We start from the raw sequence: 21,278 nt of genomic DNA on the forward strand, positions 1-21,278 counted from the left end.
CAGGCGTCGAGCGCGATCTGCCCTGCTGAAGGTCGCAGCGCCGATTGTGTTGGACGCGGCACTCAGATCCGCGTCGTAGCCATGAATCGTTCGCGGTCCTGCTGCGTGCGGCGGCGGATCTCCTCCAGCGCCTGGCTTTCGGTCGCCTGCAGCATCGCTTCGAACAGACGCTGGAAATGATGGCGCATGGCATTGCGCGCGGCCACCGGATCGCGTGCGCGCAGTGCTTCGAAGATGGCCATGTGCTCGTCGGCACGGCTGGCGCCATCATCATGGCAGACCCGCGAATAGACCTCGGTCACCCGCGGCAGTTCGCTGCGCATGCGCCAGATCTGCTGCACGAAGTACTCCACCACCGGATTGCCTGACAGGCGGGCAATGGTCAGATGGAAACGGCGATCGTACTCGCCTGCTTCCGCGTCGCTCAGGTCGCGACGGCACAGCGCTTCGGCCAGCACCTGCAGTTCGGCGATGCCGGCATCGTCCAGATTGCTTGCCGCCAGAGCGGCGGCCTCGGCCTCGAATACCGCGCGGGCAGCGGTGAGGTCGAAGGCGCTGACATCCGGCAGCCCGCCGGACGCCTGCGTCGGGCGCGGCTTCACATGCACGCCCGATCCGATGCGGATCGCAATCCAGCCCTGTGCTTCCAGTGCAATCTCGGCTTCGCGGATGGTGACCCGGCTGACACCGAACCGTTCGGCCAGTTCACGCTCGCCCGGCAGCCGCGAGCCTGGCGGAAATTCGCCGTCCTCGATCAGCTTGCGGAGCTTGGCAGCGATGGTCTGGTAAAGGCGGTTGGCGGACATGCGGCTGACCCTTGGCGATTCCTTCCGGGTCCCTGCCCTGCCACCGCGGCCGGCAAGGGTCCGGTTGGAGCGACGGCGCGACCACTGGCCACGCCGCCCTGTTCAGAACTTGTATCGTACACCGAAATACGCACGCCGCCCGTAGGTCACCACTTCGCGGAAGTTCCCATAAAGCGGCTGGTAGGCCACGCGCGACTCGTTGGTCAGGTTCATCATCTCCAGCGACAGCGACAACTGCTTGTTCACCCGGTAGCGCAGGCGCAGGTCCACGCTGGTGTTGTCATCGTAGTAGCGGTTCTGCTGCGCGGTATTGCCGGTGAAGTCCTGGTAGTAGTGCGAGCGGAACTTGCCGATGGCCTGGATGTTGAAACGTCCGACGTCCCAGTAGATCGAACCTGACAGGACGTGCCGCGAGAAGCCACTGAGACCCGCCGGCGGCACGATCGCCGGAATGATCGTGCCATCACTGGCCAGCTGCTCGCCCAGTCGTGAGTCCTGGGTCCGGTAGTCGGCATCGGCGTAGTTGTAACTGACCTTGAAGCCCAGCCCGTCGAACGGCTTGGGCAGGTACGACAGTCGATGGGTGGCGGTCAGCTCGAAGCCGGTCAGCGTGCTGTCCTCGTCGGTGGTTACCTGCTGGCGCACCGGCACGGTCACGCTCTGGCCGTCGATGGTGTAGGTCTCCGGCACCAGCGCCGTGGCGGTGCCGCCGTTGAACTGCTTCCAGTACACCGCGCCGGCCAGCATCGTGTCCGGGTTCGGGTACCACTCCAGGGAAAGGTCGCCGTTCCAGGACATCAGCGGCTGCGCGGCGGGGTTGCCGCTGGCGCTGATGTCATCCAGCGCGTCGGCCAGATTGCCGTAGGTGGCATCGCTGCTCACGTTGATGGTGCGTCCGGCGCCCAGCGCAGCGATGTCCGGCCGTGACATCGCGCGGTATGCACCGACCCGCAGCAACACGTCCGGGCGCAGTTCGAAGGCCGCGTTGAGGCTGGGCAGCAGCTTGTCGTTGCCCGCCTTGAACACCTGCGTGGTGTACTCGCCGGTGGGTTGCAGGCGGATCGTGCCGTCACCGTTGTCCTGGATACGCAGCCCGGTACGCACGCCCTCAGAACGCACATCGGTCTTGACCCAGCGCAGGCCGAGGTTGCCGGTCACCGGCAAGCCGAACAGGCTGCTGCTGAACTCACCCATCAGATAGAGGGCGCGCGTCTTCTCGGTGATATCGACATTGTTCGGATCCTGAAAACCCGGATCCAACCCACTGTCGAGGCTGCCACGGAACGACTGGTACAGGCAGTTCGGATCGAAGTACGCCCACGAGGAGATCGTGTTGCCGCTGGCGGCATCCATGAAGTCATCCTGAGGGAACGGCGCGCGGCAGGCCTGGTTGGCGGCGTTGATCTTCGCCTTGTCGGCCGCCACGCGCTGGTCGTAGTCGGTTACCAGGGTGTTGTCGCGCAGGCGATAGTCAGCCTGGCTGGCGCGCACGCCGCCCTTGATGCGGGTGAAGAGGCCGGACTCGGGCATGAAGCTGGCATCGAAGCGGCCGGCCTTGATCCTGTGGTCATTCTCCGTTGTGCTGGAGGTGACGCGCGCCGCGCCGGTGTAGGCGTCCCAGTTGTTGGGGTCGAAGTTCGGCGCCAGGGCAACACTGGGCACTTCGCCGTGCCAGTCCCAGTCATAGTCCACGTAGCCGGTGGCACCACTGCTGATGCCCGGCACGATGACATTGTTGACGTCGCGCTGGTTGGCGCGCAGGCGGGTCATGCGCTCGCTGTCGAGGCGATTGGTGTGCGAGTACGAAAGATCGGTGGACAGTTCCCAGGCCGGGGTCGGTCGCAGGATCAGGTTCAGGCCACCCCCGGTGTATTCCTCGCCACGCCAGTAGCGGTTGGAAGTGGAGTCGATCGAAGTGCTGCCATGCAGGTGGCGCACGATGCCCTCTGCGTCCACGTCGCGCCGGGTGATGCCGCGGCGAGCGTTGGACAGGCTCAGATCGCTGCGGTTCTCGTACCAGTTGCGCTCGGTGTGTTCGAAGTCGAGGTTCACTTCGACCACGTCATTGGGCCGCCACTGCAGTGCGGCGAACTCGCTCTGCCGGTCGTTGCGCTCCTGCTTGAGGCGGTAGATGCGGCTGCTTGGCACCAGGTAGTACGGCGCGCCGTTGGCGATGGCCTGCGCGGAGACTTCATTGCAGTTGGCATTACCCACGTTCTGCGTGCCATCGCAGGCATACCAGGTGGAACCGCTGGTGATGCTCTCTTCCGGATCGGTACCGTCCAGGCGCTGGAAGCCCAGCGAGATGCCCAGCTTCTGACCATTACCGAACTCGAACTGGTCGATGTAGCTGGCGGTGCCACGGTAGCCGATGCCGTCGTCGTCGCGGTACTTCCTGTCATACTCGGCCCAGCTGCCACGCAGATCGATCTGCGCCGAGCGCTTGCCGTACTCCAGTGGGCGCACTGTTTCCAGGCCGATGGTGCCAGCCACGCCGCCTTCGATGATGTCTGCGCGCTGGGTCTTGTAGATGGCCACCGTGTTGATCAGCTCGGCGGGGAACATGTTGAAGTTCACCGAGCGGTCGCCGCTGCCGTTGGTGATTTCGCGGCCATTGAAGTTGGTACTGCTGAGGAAAGCGCCGAGGCCACGGATCGAGATCTCCGATGCACCGGTCTTGTCTCGTGTCGAGGCGGCACCGGTCAGGGTCTCGATCGCATCGGCCAGCGAGGGCGCGGGCAGGTCGCCGATGTCATCGGCCGACAGCACGTCGGCGATGACGGTGTCGTCGCGCTTCTTGTTGATGGAACTCTGCATCGATTCGCGGATGCCCGTGACCTGCACCTGGTCCAGCGTGGTGGGATCCTGCCCTGCCGCGTCCTTGCTGGATTGCGCCTGGGCCGTGGGCAGGCCCGCCAGCACGGCGAGCAACGCCACGATCAGGGGTGTGGGGGACAACGAGATGCTGTGCACTGCTCCGGCGGGTCGCCGCATGGTTTCCTCCTCCCAAAGGATCGCCTGCATGCCAGGCGTGGGACGCAGCTTCGACACGGCGACATGAAAATGTCAACCAATTGGTATGCGATTGTTCAAATGCCTTTGATCCATACCAGTTGACCGCAATTTAATGTGCTCATGCAGCATGACTTTGCGCGAAAGCTGGCTTACAACAGTCCCGAAAGTGGTATGCAGGCCCACCCTGAAACGACGGTCCGGCCGTCCCTGGAAGGATTTCATGCGCACTCACCCGCTGGCGTGTCACCGATCCAATAATTCATGGCTTTTTTGCCTGACCAGTGGCCTGGCAATGTGCCTGACCACTTCAGCCGCAAGTGCAGCCAGCTGGCTCGTCCATGATGTCGCCGAGTTCGCTACCGCCGCTTTGGCGCTGCAGCCCGGCGATGAAATCGTGCTGGCTGACGGCACCTGGACCGATGCCCGGCTGCTGCTGAAGGGCCAAGGCACAGCGGCAGCACCAATCACGCTGCGCGCTCAGACCCCGGGCAACGTGATTCTCAGCGGCCGATCGGACCTGCGCTTGGCGGGGAGCCACCTGCAGGTGTCCAATCTGGTGTTCCGCAACGGCTATACGCCGGGTGATGCGGTGGTGGCGTTCCGCGAGTCGAGCAAGGCCGTCGCCAGCAACAGTCGCGTCACCGGCCTGGTGATCGACGACTACACCAACCCCGATGCCAGTGACCAGGACTACTGGGTTTCCTTCTATGGCAGCCACAACCGTCTCGACCACAGCCAGCTGCGCGGCAAGACCAACGCCGGGCCGACCGTGGTGGTGGTGCGCGATGCCACCCAGGGCCTGGACAACCAGCACCGTATCGACCACAACTGGTTCGGGCCCCGCCCGGCACTGGGCGTCAACGGTGGCGAAACGATCCGCGTCGGCACCAGCGATAGCTCACTGAGCGATTCCAACAGCACGGTGGAGAACAACTGGTTCGAAGGCTGCGACGGCGAGACCGAGATCATCAGCAACAAGTCCGGCGGCAACACCTACCGCGGCAACGTGTTCTACCGTTCGGCCGGCGCATTGACCCTGCGCCATGGCAACAGCAACCGCGTAATTGACAACGTCTTTCTGGGTGACGACAAGGCCGGCACCGGTGGCGTGCGCATCATCAACGCCGACCAGATCGTCAGCAACAACTACTTCGAACGGCTGGCCGGGTCCAGCAACCGTTCGGCACTGGCGGTGATGGATGCGCAGGCCAGTCCGCCGCTGTCCGGTTATGCGCCGGTGGTGAATGCCACCATCAGCCGCAATACCTTCGTGGACGTGGCGAAGATCAGTTTCGGCGTGGGCCACGATGAGGCCAAGGGCATCGTGGTCGCCGCCAGCGACAGTCGCTTCAGCGCCAACCTGATCGTCAACCGCAGCAGCAGGAACCCGCCCAATGCCGCCAGTTCGCTGGCTGGCATCGCCTTCAGCGGCAACGTGCAGTCGCCGACAGCCAGCACCGTGTTCCCGGGAGGCGTAGAGGGCCGTGGCGTCATCCTGCAGCAGGCTGCCAGCGGACTATGGGTGCCCACGCCTGCCCTGCCCGCCGTGGGCGCCGATCCTGCCCTGGCGATGACCGCGCGCGAGGCGACTGGCGTCGCCTGGTATCCCAAGGTGGGCGAAGTTGCCCTGTCACGCACCCGCAATGGAGTTGATCGATGAGGTTGCAGCCGCTGTTCGTCTCCCTGGCCTTGGCCTGTCCCGTTGCCTTGATGCCGGCCGCCCCGCTGCTGGCGGCTCCGGCCACCGTCGCGCGACAGTTCGATGCGGCACCTGTGCTGGTCACCGCCGCACAGTGGCAGCAGATGGCCAGTGAAGGCAGCCGCTACCCGTGGTTCGCCAAGGAGCAGGCGCGCACAGAGGCAACGCTGAAGAAGATGATGAAGGCCGGTATCGACGTGCCGGTGCCCAGGGACAAAGGCGGCGGGCGCACGCATGAACAGCACAAGCGCAATTACCAGGCGCTGCTGGCGGCCGGCACCCTGTACCGGCTGACCGGCGACAAGGCCTATGTCGCGTACTCGCGCGACATGCTGCTGCAGTACGCCAAGCTCTACCCGACGCTGGGCCCGCACCCGGAGGGTCGCGGCCAGATTCCCGGCCGCGTGTTCTGGCAGGTGCTCAACGATTCGGTGTGGCTGGTCAACGCCATCCAGGGCTATGACGCGATCCGTGATGCGCTGTCCACCGAGGACCGCGACACCATCGAATCGAAAGTGTTCCGGCCAATGGCGGAGTTCCTGGCGAGCGAACCGAAGAACTACGACCAGATCCACAACCACGCTACCTGGGCGGTGGCCGCCACCGGCATGACCGGCTATGTGTTGCATGACCCGGAACTGGTGGAGAAATCCCTGCGCGGCAGCCGGAAGGACGACACGTTCGGCTTCCTGCGGCAGATTGACCTGCTGTTCTCGCCCGATGGCTACTACGAGGAAGGCCCCTACTACCAGCGCTATGCGTTGGCGCCGTTCCTGCTGTTCGCCAACGCCATCGAGCGCAACGAGCCGCAGCGGAAGATCTTCGCGCGCCGTGACGGCGTGCTGTTGAAGGCCGTGGATGTGCTCGTGCAGACCAGCTACGACGGCCTGTTCTTCCCGATCAACGATGCGATCCTGGACAAGGGCATCGACACCGAAGAGCTGGTGGCCGGCATCGGCATCGCCTATGCGCGCACCGGTGATGACCGTCTGTTGTCGGTGGCCCGGCAGCAGAAACGCCTGCTGTTGTCACCCGAAGGCCTGCAGGTGGCGCAGGCACTGGCCGCCAACAAGGCCAAGCCCTTCGATTACCGCCCAATGTTGCTGCGCGATGGCCCCGACGGCGACCGCGGCGGCCTGGCGATCCTGCGCATGAACGGCGAACGCGGCCAGGCGCTGGTGCAGAAGGACACCATGCAGGGCATGGGACACGGCCACTTCGACAAGCTCAACTGGCTGTTCTACGACAACGGCAATCCGGTGGTGACCGACTACGGTGCCGCCCGCTTCCTCAATGTGGAAGCCAAGCGTGGGGGCATCTACCTGGCCGAGAACCGCAGTTGGGCCAAGCAGACCGTGGCCCACAACACCCTGGTGGTGGACGAACAGAGCCACTTCAAGGGCGACTGGAAGCGGGGTGAGGAGCATGCCCCGCAGGTGCGCTTCTTCCAGGCCGATGCCGATACCCAGATTGCCTCGGCAACGATGCGCGATGCCTATCCCGGCGTGGTGTTTACCCGCACCCAGGCGCTGCTGCGCCACCCTGACCTGGGCCTGCCGGTGGTGCTCGACCTGCTGCAGGTGCACGGTGACAAGGCCGCGCGCTACGACCTGCCGCTGCACTTCAACGGCCACATCGTCACCACCGGCTTCGAGGCCGAACACTTCCCCGCCCAGCGCCCGGTGCTGGGCAAGGACAACGGCTACCAGCACCTGTGGCTGGATGCACGCAGCAAACCCGGCAGCGAGCCGCGTTCGCTGGCCTGGCTGCTGGATGGGCGCTTCTACACTTACCGCTTCGGCAGCAGTGCGCCGGCACAGGCGCTGCTGGTGGAAAGCGGTGCGAACGATCCGGAATTCAACCTGCGCCGCGAACCAGCCCTGCTGCAGCGCGTGGAAGGCCAGAAGGAGGTGACCTTCTTCAGCGTGCTGGAGCCGCATGGTGAGTACAACGGCACCGCCGAGTACGTGCATGGCGCCGACAGCCGCATCAAGGAGATTGTGCGTACCCGCGGCAGCGACGCCGAGGTGATCGAGCTGCGCCTGGCCAGCGGCGCACGCATCGCCCTCGGCGTGGCCGATGACAGCAGCGCGAAGGGCGAGCACAGCGTGACCGTCGATGGTCACGCCTACCGGTGGAGCGGCAGCCACGCGCGCATGGACCGCAGCAAGGGTGACGCGAAATGAACGGCCCTGCGGTGGTGGATCAGCTGCGCAAGGTCCCGGTACGTTCGGCCGTACGCTGGCTGATCGTCGGCCTGATCGCTGTGGCCACGGTGATCAACTACATTGACCGCAACGCACTGGCGGTGATGTGGCCGGAAATCGCCAAGGAAGTGGGCGCGACAAAGGATGACTACGCGCTGCTGGTGACGGTGTTCATGCTGTTCTACGCGGCCGGCCAGTTCCTGTTCGGCCGTCTGTTCGACATGATCGGTACGCGCCTGGGTTTCGCCCTGTCGATCAGCGTGTGGTCGATCTCCATTGCCCTGCACTCGATCACCCATTCGATGCTGTCCTTCAGCCTGGTGCGGGCGATGCTCGGCATCAGCGAGGCCGGCGCCTGGCCGGGCGCGGTGAAGGCCAATGCCGAGTGGTTCCCGGCACGCGAACGCGCACTGGCGCAGGGCGTGTTCAATGCCGGCGCGTCGATCGGCGCGATCGTGTCCGCACCGGCCATCGCCGGCCTGTACCTGTGGCTGGGCTGGCGGGGCACCTTCGTGCTGGTCGGTGCCATCGGCTTCCTGTGGCTGCTGCCGTGGCTGTTCGTCTACCGCGCCGGCCCGGACAAGCACCCGTGGGTGAGCGATGCCGAGCGGCGGCTGATCCAGGAAGACCAGGCCGGGCAACAGGCAGAGGCGGCGCCGAAGGCCAGCGTTCGCGAACTGCTGGCCCACCGGCAAAGCTGGGGCATGCTCGCCTGCCGCTTCCTGCTGGACCCGATCTGGTGGCTGTTCGTGTCCTGGCTGCCGATCTATCTCGCTGAAACCTTCGGCTTCGACATCAAGCAGATCGGCCTGTTCGCCTGGGTGCCGTTTGTCGGTGCCATGCTGGGCAGCCTCAGTGGTGGCTGGCTGTCCGGGCGGGTGATCCGCGCCGGGCACAGCGTGGACCGCGCCCGCAAGCTGGCCATCACGCTGGGCTGCGTGATCATGGCCCCTGCCCTGCTGGGCGCGGTGCTGGCCAACCAGCCATTGCTTGCCGTGCTGGCCATCGCCGCGGTGCTGTTCGGCTTCCAGGTGGCCATCGGCAACATCCAGACCCTGCCGGGCGACCTGTTCGACGGTCGTTCGGTCGGAACGCTGGCGGGCCTCGGTGGCCTGGCCGCCGTGGCCGGCACATTGATCACCACCTGGCTGGTGCCGGTGCTGACCCGCCACTCCTATGCCCCGATCTTCATCCTCGTTGCCGCGCTGGTGCCGCTGTCGCTGGCCGCGCTGTGGTGGTGGACCGGACCTATCCAGAAGCTCGACCGTCGCGGCGATTGAGCCTGCAGTTCTCTTTCATTCCCCCGCAAACCAAGGAGTTTTCCGCATGTCGTTCCAGGACAAGGTGGCCATTGTCACCGGCGGCGGCCGCGATATCGGTCGCGCCGTCTCGATCAAGCTGGCTGCCGCCGGTGCACGTGTCTGCATCAACTACGCCAACGATGAAGCCAGTGCCCAGGAAACGCTGGCGCAGATCCAGGCGGCCGGTGGCCAGGCCATCGTGCATCGCGCCGACGTCACCGATGCCGCTGCCGTGGCCGGCCTGGTCGCTTCGGCACAGGACGCGTTCGGCGAGCGCATTGACCTGCTGGTGAACGTGGCCGGTGGCATGGTGCAGCGTCGGCCGCTGGCCGAGATCGACCCGGCGTTCTTCCACACCGTGATGGACCTGAACCTGACCTCGACCTACCTGACCACGCACGCGGTGGTTCCGCACATGCGTGAAGGCGCGGCCATCGTCAACTTCGCTTCGCAGGCAGGGCGTGATGGTGGCGGCCCGGGCGCATCGATCTACGCCACCGCCAAGGCGGCGGTGATGACCTTCACCCGTGCCATGGCCAAGGAACTGGGGCCGAAGGGTATCCGGGTGAACGCGCTGTGCTGCGGCATGATCGCCACCCGCTTCCACGACGAATTCACCAAGCCGGAAGTGCGCACAGCGGTTGCCGGCGCCACCCCGCTGCGTCGCCAGGGTGCGCCGGACGAAGCCGCTGACGCCGCTGTATTCTTGGCCTCCGATGCGGCGGCGTTCATAACCGGTGCGAATCTGGACGTCAACGGCGGCACCTACTTCTCCTGACTGGAATCCTGCCCATGCAGCGCTGGACACTCCTGCTTTCATTGGCGATCTGTTCCGCCGCGGCCACGCCTACCGCTCTGGCTGCACCGGTCTGGGTCACTGCCTGGACCGCCTCGCCGGCACCGGATCGCAAGGATGGCACCGCCGAGGAACCCGTACAGTTCGCCGTGCAGACCGTGCGCCAGGACATGCGTATCGGCAGCCGTGGTGATGCGCTGCGGCTGCGCATCAGCAACGAGCTCGGCACGTCGCCCTTGCGGGTCGAAGACCTGCGCGTAGGCTTGAAGAGCGGCAAGGCTGCACCACTGCCGGTAACGGTGGATGGCCGCGCGGTCATCGAGGTGCCGGTGGGCGCCGCGCTGCTGAGCGACCCGGTGCCGATGCCCTTGGTGGCGCTGCAGGAAATCAGCGTGAGTGCGTATTTCCCGCAGCCCACCCGCCCCGCCGTGCGCCGCACCGAGCTTCGGGTAGCGGACGGCAGGCAGACAACCGTCGCCGACAGCGTGCGCCTGGGCTACCAGCAGAACGTGTTCTCGGCAGTGATGGTGCGGCGCGCAGATCGTCCACAGGTGATCGTGGCGCTGGGTGACTCCATCACGGAAGGCGCCACCGCCCGTCGCGGAACATTCAACCAGTGGCCGGAGCGATTGGCGCAGCGCCTGCAGCAGGCCTGCCCGAACCGGTTCGTGGTGCTCAACCAGGGCATCAGCGGCAACAAGCTGCTTGACCATGGCCGCAGCCACAGCGCCCTGTCACGATTGGATCGCGACGTGATCGCGGTGGCCGATGCCGATCAGGTGATCCTGTTCGAAGGCATCAACGACATCCGCCACGGAGGGGGTGCGCAGCCGCTGCCCGGGCGCAATGCGGCGGACATGCGGCTGGGCTATCAGCAGGTTGCGGCGCGGCTGCATGCGCACGGCATCCGCGCCTGGCTGGGTACGTTGACCCCATTCGGTGGTTCCGAGCGCTACGAGCCCGTGTCCGCAGCCACCCGCACCACGATCAACCAGTGGGCACGCGGCGGCAACAGCGGCTTCGATGGCATCATCGATTTCGATGCCGCGCTACGTGACCCGAGGGCAGCCGAATCGTTGCCCAATGACATCACCCGCGACCATCTGCATCCCAACGACGAGGGCTACCGCCGCATGGCCGATGCCATCGATCTGCGCATGTTGGGCTGCACCACCCCCGAGTGAGAGAGAACCGATGAGCCGCGTCGTTTGTTTCGGTGAGTTGCTGCTGCGCCTGGGTGCGCCGGGTCGTGAACTGCTGCTGCAGACGCCGCAGCTGCAGGTCCATGTGGGAGGCGCCGAGGCCAATGTTGCGGTCTCGCTGGCCTGCCTGGGCCACGATGTGCAGATGGTCAGCACGGTACCCGGCAACGCGCTGGGCCGGCATGCCGTGGCGGAGCTGCGGCGGCATGGCGTAGGGGTGGCCGGCGTGCGTGAAGTGGAGGGTGACCGCATGGGTCTGTACTTCCTGGCGACCGGTGCGGTGCAGCGCGCCAGTGAAGTGGTGTATGACCGGGCCGGTTCTGCATTCGCAAACACCAATACCAGTGACCATGCGTGGCCCGCCCTGCTGTCCGGCGCGCGCCTGCTGCATGTCTCCGGCGTCAGCCCGGCGCTGGGCGCCAACGTGGCCGAGTCGGTGCTGGGGGCCGCGCGTGCGGCTCGCGCGGCCGGTGTGCAGGTGTCCTTCGACGGCAATTACCGTCGCTCATTGTGGCGACGCTGGGATGGCGACGCAGCGGCGATCCTGCGCGAGCTGTTCGCCGAGGCCGACATTGCCTTTGCCGATCATCGGGACATCGAACTGGTGCTGGGGCTGCACTTCCCGCAGGACGATGCGGTCGCCCGAACCGAAGCCGCTGCGGCCGCCGCCTTTGCCGCATTCCCGCACCTGCAGTGGCTGGCGTGCACCCAGCGCGATGTGGTGAGTGCAGACCATCACATCCTGGGCGCGCTGCTGCTCGGCCGCGACGGCACGCGGGCGCAGGCACCACCGCGCCCGCTGCCCGGTATCGTTGATCGCATCGGGGGCGGCGATGCCTTTGCCGCCGGCATCCTGCACGGAATGCTGTCCGGGCTCGACGCAGAAAGCACCGTGCGCTTCGGACTGGCTGCGGGCGCGTTGAAGCACGCCATTCCCGGTGACTTCAGCCCGGTAGCTGAGGCGCAGGTGCGGGCCCTGCTGGGCAATGGAGGTGCGGATGTCCAGCGCTGAATGCCGAACGCGCGTGGTCACCCCGCCGGGGTGGCGACGAAGCGACGGTTGGGACGCAGATAGATGCTGCCGGAACGGGCATCCAGCAGGATATTGAACTGCTGCAGGACTTCGCTGCCAAGCGTCCCGTCGTCCGTGGAGCCATCGTCATCGACGGTGATCGAGGCTTTCGGCCCCTTCAGTTGCAGGGTCGAGATGCTGGCCACGGGCACGCGCACGTCCACCGCGCGGATCTTCCGGCCCGCGCTGCCGCTGAACTGTGATGTTCCAAGTCGTTCCGGAAACGCTTCTTGCAGGCGGTGGACGCTGCCGAAGGCGTAGGACAGGTCGATGTTGCCGTTGCTGCCGGTGTCCAGGGTAAGCCAGGGTGTGAAAGTGCTGCTGCCGTTGCCGAGCGTGACCTGGATGGCCGGGATATTGTCGATCCAGCGCACGTTGGCCCGGACATACCCCGCAAGGTCGGGAACATCGTCGTGCACGCGCAGCAGGCTGCGGTCGTAGTCGATCTCCAGCACCTTGCCCTGAAAGAAGGTCCAGCCCAGTACCGCATCGAAGGGGCGCCCCGTGTAGTCGATCACCACGCCCCCCATCGGTCGCTGCACGCCGCCGATCTGCACGGCGTTGTGCGTGCTGTAGTCGAGAAGCGTGACGCCATCGGAACCGGTGTTCTCACTCTGGTCGTCAATGATCAGCTTCGCGTCCTGCTGGATGTGCCTGGCAACGGCCATGGCCGACGCGCCTGTATCGACGAGAAAGCGCAGTGGTCGCGAGCCGTTGATCGTACCCTCCACGTAGATCCGGTGATCCTTGCCCAGTTCGAAGGGAACTTCGGTGACCGCAGCACCTGCTGCGAAAGGCACCAGCATGATCAACATCGCGCATGGAAGCGCAGTACGAGGCAGTTCGCACATCCGAGGGCTCCTTCGGTCAGTAGAGCTGCAGCAGCGGTTGCCGGGCTCATTGCGGGTTGGATGCAGCTGCCGGTGAAAAGGTTTAACGCGCCGGAACTGCTTCACCGGTACGCCACCAGAACCGGATCATCGTCCGGAGATCCACGCCTCAAGTGCTGCGGTGTCCCGCATGTCGCCGGTATAGCGATGATCGGGCACGTGCGGTTCGTTCGAACCACGCACCCGCCCCCGGAACACCTTCATCGGCACCGAAATCCTGGCCAGCCCGCTTGGCAGCCGCTCTGGCCGCACGTCCATGTAGAGACTGTCGGCCGATGTCTCGACGCCTACCTGCACCGCGCCCAACCGCTTCCACAGGTCCAGCGCATCCAGGCAGGCCGAACCACAGGCGGCATCAGCCACGATCACCACCCTGCCCTTGCGCAGCGGTGCGGCCGGGCCTGGGGTTGGCGCCGCATCTGCGCTGGCCTCGGATGGCTCGCGCCACAATGCCTCACCCCGGCCGCGTGCCTGTGCCATGCCTGCCGTCACCGACTCCAGCATGCGACGCAGCTCTGGCGACGCGTCGGGCGCCTGCACCAGCTTCTGCAGGAAGCTGCGCAACTGGGCGATGTTGGCCTCGGAGGTCCGCCACTCCACCCAGCTGGGGTCGGGCAGCACGTCCACGGCGGCCCGGCCCCAGATCAATCGCGCCAGTTCGATGCTCCATTGCGAAGCTCCGCCGCTGTTGCCACGCACGTCCAGCACGACCGACGGTGCCTGCTGCAGTGCTTCGGCTTTCGGAGCAAGCTGCTCAAGCAGGGCGGTCAGTTCCTTGAAGTTCTGCTCCGTGGGGTCGGCATTGAAGCTGCTGGTGGTGATCCAGTAGCCGCCATCAGGCATGATGTGCCAGCCGTTGGCCGGGCGGAAGCTGCGCCGAGTATCGGCCAGACGCTCCTTGCGCTGTGCCGCCTGCAGTGGCTGCCACTGCAGTACGTAGGATTTCTCGTGTCCATCCACCTGGAAAACGCAGGTGCGCAGCGTGGGCACGAACGGATTGCCCTGATTCAGCAGCACTTCGCCACCACCGTGGATGCGGCTGGCCAGCAGGTTCCAACGCCCACTGAAGTCACCCACCCGCCGTGCGGCCAACGTCTGCGCATCGATGCCATCACAGGAAAGCAATCGAGCCCCCAGCGGCGGATGGCCCGGACCACCGTCCACGGTCATGACCAACTGCGCATCGCCGTCGAAGCCGGTCAGGAACCCGGGCCATTGCGTTGGAACATCGGGAGCGCCGGCAAGCGCGTTGAGGCTGACATGCCCATCGTTGAAGAACGCCGCATAGCCCTTCATCGCCCACCAGTAGCCCTGATAGTTGGTGACCCGATTCGCGCGCGAGTGTGCAAGCGCCTGGGCCTCGTCGAGCTGCGCGCCGAACCCGGGATTCCGCAGATCCACCGCGCCCGGATGACTGCCACGCAGGGCGGCGTCGGCAGCGTCCAGATCCTTCAACAGCGTGTCCGGCCAATCGATCGGCGCACCTTTCGCGGTGGGTGCCGCGAGCACCGCACCGAGCAGCAGCCATGCAATGACCATGGATTCATCCGTTTCCCGGGACAAGCACGAGTCTCGCAGTTTTCCAGCCCGGTGTACCGCGCCCGCCGCAACGGGCGCGGCCGCACATCAATGCAGCGGCACCTTCAGCACCGACGGCGCATTGACTGGCGAGCTGAAGGTCACCGCCCCACCCAGCTGGCTGATGCCCGCATAGCGCAGGTCCACGGTATCGACCACCAGGGTCAGGCGGCTGCCGGCTGGAAGGTTCCAGCTGCTCGCTTCCAGCCGCAGGTCGAGCGTTTTCGCCTGGCCTGGCGTGGCACCGCGCAAGGTGTACGGCTTGTGGCTGATCAACTGACCATTGCCCAGCACATCCTCGGCGTACAGGTAGGCGTACAGCGTGGTGTTGGCACGGCTGGGCGTGACCGTCAGGCGCACTTCCGGCGCACCGTCCACGCGTTTGGCGCTCCACTGGATTGGCCCCTGCCAGACACCGGCGGCACTGCGGCCAACAAACGGCACGTAGGCGCCCGGCGGAAGGTTGATCATCTGCAGCGCGCCGGAGGCCATTGCCACGCCGGAGTTGGCCGCAGTCAGCAAACCGCTGCCGATGCGGTAGTTCCAGCCGGTGCCGCCACCGTGCTCGGCCAGGCCGCCGGTCGGCAGCAGCAAACCAGAGGGTGCGGTCAGGCCGTAGCTGACCGCACCCTTGCTGGTCGCCTGCCAGTCCGCGTAGCGGCTCCAGCTGCCGGCCTGTGACTTCAGCTGCACCGCCGGCTGGCGGTCGATGCCGTTGGCCACTGCCTTCAGATAGTGATCGAACCAGTCACCCACCTGGTCATAGACTTCGTTGGGAATGCCCAGTGCACCGAGCGCTTCGTTGAGCGCGTGGTCACCGTGGCGCAGCTGCAGCTGCTTCGGGCCTTTCAGCCGGTTGAAGAAATCAACCAGCTGGCCCGGCGGGAACAGGCTGTCGTTGAAGGCGTTGGCCAGAAACACCGCCGGCTGGTTGGCGTTGATCTCGTCGATGCTGGCCGCGGGACTGCGCTGCGCCGCCACCGGCAACAGCGAATCCACCGCGCCCTGGTAGTTGCCGGCCAGAACATTGCGGTTGATCGTGGCCAGCTCCGCGCCGGGACGTCCGGTCACCAGGCCGGCCGCAACCAGCAGTGCGATGCCCTGCGCGCTCGGGGTGTCGTTGCTGTACAGCGAGGCCTGCAGATCGGCCCAGCCACTGAGCGCGGCCACGGCCTTGATGCGCGGATCGCGTGCCGCCGCCAGCAGGCTGGTGCCCGCACCGTAGGAGATGCCCGAAACGCCGATCCGGTCCGGGTCAGCGCGGGTGTTGTCCAGCGCCCAGTCGATCAGCGCGCTGACATCCTCCACCGTGGAGGGCCCAGCGATGTCGATGCTGCCGCCGGATTCCCAGAAGCCACGCGAGCTGTAGCTGATCACCACATAGCCGCGCTGTGCCAGCGACTGCGCCACCCCCACATACTCCACGCTGGGCACCGCCCAGCTGCTGGGCATCACCAGCAGCGGATAGCGCCCGCCGCCCGCATCCTGCGGTTCGATGACGAAGGCCCCGAGAGGCGTTCCATCCCAGCCGGGAATGGTGCGATGGGTGGTCTTGACCGTCGTAGCCCAGGCAGTGGGCGCCAGGCCGGTCAGCAGGATCAACAGCAGCAATACCTTGCGCATCGTCGTCTCTCCCCGTCGGTGGTGGTGCAACGGGTTGGACCGTACCAGTGCGAATGGTGGGTGGCACCTTGCGACGCAGCATGACGTTTGCTGCACGTTCGCAGCGCTTGTTGGCTGAACAGGGGGCGCTGCACGCCCCCTGCCCTGCACTGCGTTACAGGTCTACGCCGAAGCCCATGCCAGCAGACCTCTCGCCATTGCTGAAGGCACCACCCAGCGAGAACGAAGCACGCTCGCCGATCCGTTTACCGTATCCGATCGACAGCGCCTGCTCGCCGCCCTGGAAGCCGGCACCCACCGCAATGCGACCGCGCGGGCTCTGTGAGCCGGCGGCGTTGATGGCCATGTTCAACATCGCCGAGCTCATCGCACCCATGCGATCGATGCGCTGGTCCTGGTGACGCAGGCGGCGTTCCATCTCCTGCTTCAGCCCGTTGTTGTCCAGCGCGAACTGCGCCAGGCGCTGGTCGGTGTAGGCATTGGCCGTCGTCACCGCCTGCGCGGACTTCGTATCGGTATAGGAGTTGGCCGAGGAGAGCGTGGTTGCGCTGCTGGCATCGGTATAGGCCTTTGAGGTCGTCACTGCCGCGGCGCTGCTCGCGTCGGTGTAGGCGTTGACGGAGTTGATGGTCGCCGTGGCCCGCGCATCGGCATAGCTGTTGGCCGAAGTCAGCGTGGCGGCGTTGGCGGTATTCATCTGATTGAGGGTCACCGCATCGGTGCCCTGCGTGGCGGCGGCCACGTTGGTCAACTGGCGCTCGTTGCCGGCGCTGCCCACCGATACCGAGTTGGCACGGTCGGCGACGGAGCCGTTGCCCAGTGCAACGCTGTCGTTCGCAGAAGCGATGGCACCATTGCCCACGGCACTGCTGTTGTTGCCACTGGCTTCGGACAAGCTACCGAGCGCGGTGCTGTTTTCGCCCGTGGCGTTGCTGCCAGCGCCTGATGCGGTGGAGAACGAGCCCGTTGCGGAGCTGCCCGAGCCACTGGCACTGCTGAAGTCACCACTGGCGGTGGCGCTGTCGCCGATCGCCGCACTGTTGGCGCCGGAGGCGGAAGCACCCACGCCCACGGCGGCGCTCTGGTCGCCGGAGGCGCTGCTGGCTGCGCCGATCGCCGTACTGCCGGTGCCGCTGGCACTGGCGCCGGTTCCGACGGCCGCCGATAGATCACCGCTGGCATCGGCACCACTGCCACACGCTAGCGAGGCAGCGCCACCGGCGCTGGCGCCACCGTTGGACACGCCGCCGAAGCCATCGTCCAGCTGGCAGGTATCACCGGCCCACGCCGGTGCGGTTGCATGGCCAGTGCCACGGCAAGGATGTGCTTGTGCATCGTCTTCACGGTACCCCCGAGGTCCATCAGGAAGGGTTCCCGGCAGGCGCCGGGAACGGTGGGAAACAGGCCGCCCCTGCACAGGGGCGACCCGGATGCTGCATGCGCCTTACGGCGTTACGGTCAAGGCGACACGGACAGCAGTCTTCGGCGTGCTCGGGTCATTGCTGCCGACACAGACGAAGCCCGAATAGCTGCCCGGCGCGAGGCCGCTGGCATTGATCTGCACCTGCGTGCTCTGGCTGCCGCCTGCGGAGATGCGGCCCAGGGCACGGGTCGGTGTGCCGATCCAGCCGGCACCGCACGCATTGCTTCCGCCCAGCCCATAGGCCAACCCAGGCGCGCCGGCGGTGGCGGACCAGGCACCGCTGCCATCGGGATTGATGATCGCGCTGCGGTACACGCTGTCGCCGCTGGTGGCGTTGAACCAGAACCAGCTGGTAGCCAGCGGCGCGCGCACCGAGACCACCAGCCAGTAGCGGCCTGCCGGCAGGTTCACGTTCTGGCCTGCAGCGGCCAGGTCAAGGTTGATGGTGGCCAGCGTGGCCGACGTTCTTACGCCCGGACCGCTGACGGTGGAGGTGTAGCTCCACAGCGCCAGCTGCGGGCTCGATTCCGGATTGCCCTCCGGATTGCCGCCAACATCCCGGTAGATCGACCAGTTGATGTTGGTCGAAGTTGCCAGCGAGCCACCGTTGACGAAGCCGTCAGCGACGATGCGGGTAATGCCGGTGGCCTCGCCCAGAGTGAAGTCATCGGCACCAAGCTGTGCACGTGCACCCACTGTCGCCGCATCGGTGAAGCGCGTCGAGCGACGGCCATTGGCGTTGTTTGGCGCCTGCGCTACCAGCGTGCGGGTGCCCACTCCGGAATTGTCGATCTGCCATTCCAGCGGTGAGCCGCCGGTATTGGCGATCTGCAGGTTCACCGTTCCACTGCCACCGGCCGGCAGGGTCAGCGAGTTCGTCGGCGGCGTGGCGGCGATCTGCGGCGGGGGCACCGACACGGCGATCGGCAGGCGCAGCAGCGGCTGGCTGGTATCACCGCCCTGCGGTGCGAGGGTGAGCCTGGCAAAGCGCCAGCTGCCATCGTTCGGTACCGAACCGGTGGTGACGATGACCCGCACCGACTTGCTTTCACCGGGCGCCAGGGTAAACACCGATGGCGAGACAACCGCGGTCAGGCCCTGCACCTTCGCCGTCCACGTCTGCCGGGTCGGCAGCACATTGCGGAACACGCGGGTGAAGCTGCAGCTGTCCGGGCAGCTGCGCTTGCCCAGGCTGGCGATGTTGAGCGACGACACTTCACCGCCATTGGCTGGATTGGCGGCCAGGAAGTTGGTCTTGGTCTCGTTGAGCACCAGCCCTGCGCGCAGTGCCTGGTCCACCTGGATGCGTCCAGCGCCCATCGCGAATGCGTCGGCCGGTGTGACGCCATCTTCCTTCAGCACCTCCTGCCGCGCGGTCATCATCAACGCCGAGCGTGTCTCCTGCACGGTCCAGTCAGGACGCGCCTGGCGCAGGAGCGCGGCGGCACCTGCGTGATGCGGAGATGCCATCGAGGTGCCGTCCATCAGGCCGACGGCGTTCTCCGAGCCGGTCACCTCATTGCCTGCGATCACGGCCAGCACACGCACACCCGGGGCTGTCACGTCCGGCTTGACCAGATCAAAGATCCCGGCCGGGCCGCGCGAACTGAAGTCGCCCAGCACATCCGGCGTATTGCTGATCTTGCTGGCCGGATAGGCAATGCCGGCGGTTGCGTTGTTGCCAACGCTCGACGCAAAGGTCCGCAGTGCATTGGCGTCCGACTGGTCGATGGCGAAGGCGGGAATGGTCGCCCCGGCCACGTTGGGCAGGATGGGGGCCGGCTGGTTGTTGCCGATCAGCACGGCGATCGCACCCGCTGCAGCGGCGTTGTTGACCTTGTCGCTGAAGTTGCACGAGCCACGGCGGATCACCGCAACGGCGCCCTGGAAGGTATTGGCCGGGAACGGCGCGCACCCATCGTTGACACTGTCGATACCTGCACTGACACGCAGCGGCGTGGTTGCAGGAATCGGCGTTGCGAACGGCACGCCGCCCGAGCCTTCGGTCAGCAGGATGGCAGTGAGCGCCGGCGGCACGCTGCCGGGGCCGCTGACCGCAGCGAACAGCACGATGTCGCCGCGGCCATGCGTGGCCGCCGCAGTGCTGCCGGTCCAGGGTTCCAGATGGCCCATCGTGTTCGGACCTGGGCCGGAGTTGCCGGCCGAAGTGGCCACGTAGATGCCGGCATCGGATGCGTTGAGGAACGCCAGCGAGACCGCCTCTCCCCACGGCGCGGTGCCACCGGCAATGGAGTAATTGATGACGTCGACCACGCCATCGGCGAGGGCCTGGTTGACCGCTGCCAGCGTCGAGGTATTCGGGCAGAAGCCGCGCCCGGTGGAGACCTCGGTGTAGCAGGCGTCGTAGGCGATGATGTTGGCGCGCGGCGCAACACCGGAAATGTGGATCTGGTTGCCACGGTAGGACGCAGTGTGCGGGTTGCCGGCGGCGGTGGAAGCGGTATGGCTGCCATGACCGTTGGTGTCACCAAATCCAGGCTCCTCGCGTACGTCCGCAACGCCACACTGGTTGCCCGGCGCGCCGCAGACGAAGTCGTAGCCGCCGATCAGCTTGCTGTTGCACCTGCCTTCGTCGATGCCGCCCGGCGCGCAGGTACCGAGGTAGTTGCCTGCGCCCAGCGGATTGACGTGCTCGTAACCATCTTCGGCGCGGGCGGTGAAGGCCCGGCTGCCGAAGTTGATGCCCGAGTCGATGACGCCGACCACCACACCTTCGCCACGGAACGGCGCAGGTGTGCCGTTCCACAGCGCAGGTGCGCCGATCAACCCCGGTCCGACGTCGGTGTCCTGCTCATACTCCCTGTACTCTTCAACCAGTTGCACATCAGGAAGTGCGCGCACGCGCTCCGCTTCCTGCGGATTCATCTGCAGCACCGATGCGTTGATCGCATGCTGCATGCGCCGTTCTACCTTCACGCTGCGACCCAATGCTGCATTGATGCGGGCCTCGTGCTGTGCCTGGCGGTCAGCGAGAAAGCGCACATAGTCCTGCGAGCGTGCCCCCCTTACAGCGATGCGCGGTGTCGGCGCATTGCCGGTGGCTGCCGCTGCACGCGCGGCGCTGGCGGATGGGCGCATGCGTTCCGGTGCCGCGAGGCCCTGGATGTCGCCCTTGTAGGTGGCCAGCGGCTCCTCGCGGTAGACCACGATGTAGCGGTTGGAGAGCTCGGCGAAGCCGCTGCCCGGACCGCGTGCCGCAGGCCCGGACGGATTGCCGGCGCGCGCGTCCACCGAGGGATTGCCGGTCTTTGACTGGGCACCGGTACTGCGTATGCCCACGGCAGCGGCGGCCAGTGCGGCACCCGCCACCAGGGTCAGTGCAACCCATTTGCTTCGTTTGATCCATGCATTGCGCATCGAATACCCCCCTTTTCATTGAAAGCCCGAGATGCACGCCGGCGTCAACGCCGGCGCTGTGATGTCTGGTGCTTCAATTGCGGGTGCGGCGCGTAGTCCCCGACGCCTTGCACCCCGCTGCGCCCCGGCAGCAGAATCGACACTACCTCAAAATTTGACGCGGCGCACAGTTTTTCGTGACAGCTGCAAGACAGAGATCAGTACGCGAAAGTATGGATGTGCGCCTGCATGGCGTAGCCATGGCCCCGGCCGCCGAAGCGGCAACGCGTTCGTTGCCCGTCGTTGAAG

13 protein-coding genes are annotated in these 21,278 nt (G+C 66.1%); 6 read left to right on the forward strand and 7 right to left on the reverse strand.

Annotated features, from left to right (window positions below; genetic code table 11):
- Positions 1-62: 62 nt before the first annotated feature.
- Together FQS62_RS12250 and FQS62_RS12255 are read right to left on the reverse strand one after the other, a co-directional pair.
- The gene (locus tag FQS62_RS12250) at positions 63-806 is read right to left on the reverse strand and encodes a FadR/GntR family transcriptional regulator (RefSeq protein WP_099589581.1); all 744 of its coding nucleotides are present in this window, start codon (positions 804-806) and stop codon (positions 63-65) included.
- Between the two features lie 102 nt (positions 807-908).
- Positions 909-3,800 (reverse strand): TonB-dependent receptor, encoded by a 2,892-nt coding sequence (locus FQS62_RS12255; RefSeq protein WP_208043514.1) that lies wholly within the window; start codon positions 3,798-3,800, stop codon positions 909-911.
- Positions 3,801-4,041: 241 nt separating this feature from the next.
- Here FQS62_RS12255 and FQS62_RS12260 point away from each other — a divergent pair, with 241 nt between their 5' ends.
- The 6 genes from FQS62_RS12260 to FQS62_RS12285 are packed head-to-tail and all read left to right on the forward strand — an operon-like array spanning position 4,042 to position 12,038.
- Complete coding sequence (locus tag FQS62_RS12260; protein ID WP_208043513.1) at positions 4,042-5,481, forward strand: polysaccharide lyase 6 family protein; 1,440 nt, start codon at positions 4,042-4,044, stop codon at positions 5,479-5,481.
- Positions 5,478-7,706 (forward strand): oligoalginate lyase, encoded by a 2,229-nt coding sequence (locus FQS62_RS12265; protein ID WP_208043512.1) that lies wholly within the window; start codon positions 5,478-5,480, stop codon positions 7,704-7,706. The genes FQS62_RS12260 and FQS62_RS12265 overlap by 4 nt, the downstream gene beginning before the upstream one ends.
- A complete protein-coding gene (locus FQS62_RS12270) occupies positions 7,703-9,007 on the forward strand; it encodes an MFS transporter (protein ID WP_208043511.1) in 1,305 nt (434 codons plus the stop codon). The genes FQS62_RS12265 and FQS62_RS12270 overlap by 4 nt, the downstream gene beginning before the upstream one ends.
- Before the next feature lie 46 nt (positions 9,008-9,053).
- On the forward strand, positions 9,054-9,806 hold the full coding sequence (locus FQS62_RS12275; protein ID WP_208043510.1) for an SDR family NAD(P)-dependent oxidoreductase: 753 nt from the start codon (positions 9,054-9,056) through the stop codon (positions 9,804-9,806).
- A gap of 14 nt (positions 9,807-9,820) precedes the next feature.
- Positions 9,821-11,008, forward strand: a complete 1,188-nt coding sequence (locus FQS62_RS12280) for a GDSL-type esterase/lipase family protein (protein ID WP_208043509.1) — start codon at positions 9,821-9,823, stop codon at positions 11,006-11,008.
- 10 nt (positions 11,009-11,018) lie between these two features.
- Positions 11,019-12,038, forward strand: coding sequence for a sugar kinase (locus tag FQS62_RS12285; RefSeq protein WP_208043508.1), 1,020 nt, complete (start codon positions 11,019-11,021; stop codon positions 12,036-12,038).
- Between the two features lie 17 nt (positions 12,039-12,055).
- On the opposite strand, the gene FQS62_RS12290 is transcribed toward FQS62_RS12285, so the two are convergent.
- The 5 genes from FQS62_RS12290 to FQS62_RS12310 all read right to left on the reverse strand — a co-directional run bounded on the left by FQS62_RS12290 (position 12,056) and on the right by FQS62_RS12310 (position 20,990).
- Positions 12,056-12,949: a retropepsin-like aspartic protease gene (locus FQS62_RS12290; RefSeq protein WP_243747332.1), complete on the reverse strand. Its 894-nt coding sequence runs from the start codon at positions 12,947-12,949 to the stop codon at positions 12,056-12,058.
- Positions 12,950-13,075: 126 nt separating this feature from the next.
- Complete coding sequence (locus FQS62_RS12295; protein ID WP_208043507.1) at positions 13,076-14,527, reverse strand: S41 family peptidase; 1,452 nt, start codon at positions 14,525-14,527, stop codon at positions 13,076-13,078.
- A gap of 87 nt (positions 14,528-14,614) precedes the next feature.
- On the reverse strand, positions 14,615-16,189 hold the full coding sequence (locus tag FQS62_RS12300) for a S15 peptidase family protein (protein ID WP_208043506.1): 1,575 nt from the start codon (positions 16,187-16,189) through the stop codon (positions 14,615-14,617).
- Between the two features lie 154 nt (positions 16,190-16,343).
- Entirely contained in the window at positions 16,344-17,432 is a 1,089-nt protein-coding gene (locus FQS62_RS12305) for a YadA family autotransporter adhesin (RefSeq protein WP_226053477.1), read from the reverse strand.
- 201 nt (positions 17,433-17,633) lie between these two features.
- The gene (locus FQS62_RS12310) at positions 17,634-20,990 is read right to left on the reverse strand and encodes a S8 family serine peptidase (RefSeq protein WP_208043504.1); all 3,357 of its coding nucleotides are present in this window, start codon (positions 20,988-20,990) and stop codon (positions 17,634-17,636) included.
- Positions 20,991-21,278: the final 288 nt, after the last annotated feature.

It is taken from the genome of Stenotrophomonas sp. SBJS02 (assembly GCF_020428325.2).
GTDB classification, from domain to species: Bacteria; Pseudomonadota; Gammaproteobacteria; order Xanthomonadales; family Xanthomonadaceae; genus Stenotrophomonas; species Stenotrophomonas africana.

What these genes read in the sequence shown, in the direction of transcription:
- FQS62_RS12260 (WP_208043513.1), top strand. Translation starts at nt 4,042, where the DNA reads ATGCGCACTCACCCGCTGGCGTGTCACCGATCCAATAATTCATGGCTT.
- FQS62_RS12290 (WP_243747332.1), bottom strand. Translation starts at nt 12,949, where the DNA reads ATGTGCGAACTGCCTCGTACTGCGCTTCCATGCGCGATGTTGATCATG.
- FQS62_RS12270 (WP_208043511.1), top strand. Translation starts at nt 7,703, where the DNA reads ATGAACGGCCCTGCGGTGGTGGATCAGCTGCGCAAGGTCCCGGTACGT.
- FQS62_RS12255 (WP_208043514.1), bottom strand. Translation starts at nt 3,800, where the DNA reads ATGCGGCGACCCGCCGGAGCAGTGCACAGCATCTCGTTGTCCCCCACA.
- FQS62_RS12265 (WP_208043512.1), top strand. Translation starts at nt 5,478, where the DNA reads ATGAGGTTGCAGCCGCTGTTCGTCTCCCTGGCCTTGGCCTGTCCCGTT.
- FQS62_RS12280 (WP_208043509.1), top strand. Translation starts at nt 9,821, where the DNA reads ATGCAGCGCTGGACACTCCTGCTTTCATTGGCGATCTGTTCCGCCGCG.
- FQS62_RS12310 (WP_208043504.1), bottom strand. Translation starts at nt 20,990, where the DNA reads ATGCGCAATGCATGGATCAAACGAAGCAAATGGGTTGCACTGACCCTG.
- FQS62_RS12250 (WP_099589581.1), bottom strand. Translation starts at nt 806, where the DNA reads ATGTCCGCCAACCGCCTTTACCAGACCATCGCTGCCAAGCTCCGCAAG.
- FQS62_RS12295 (WP_208043507.1), bottom strand. Translation starts at nt 14,527, where the DNA reads ATGGTCATTGCATGGCTGCTGCTCGGTGCGGTGCTCGCGGCACCCACC.
- FQS62_RS12275 (WP_208043510.1), top strand. Translation starts at nt 9,054, where the DNA reads ATGTCGTTCCAGGACAAGGTGGCCATTGTCACCGGCGGCGGCCGCGAT.
- FQS62_RS12300 (WP_208043506.1), bottom strand. Translation starts at nt 16,189, where the DNA reads ATGCGCAAGGTATTGCTGCTGTTGATCCTGCTGACCGGCCTGGCGCCC.
- FQS62_RS12285 (WP_208043508.1), top strand. Translation starts at nt 11,019, where the DNA reads ATGAGCCGCGTCGTTTGTTTCGGTGAGTTGCTGCTGCGCCTGGGTGCG.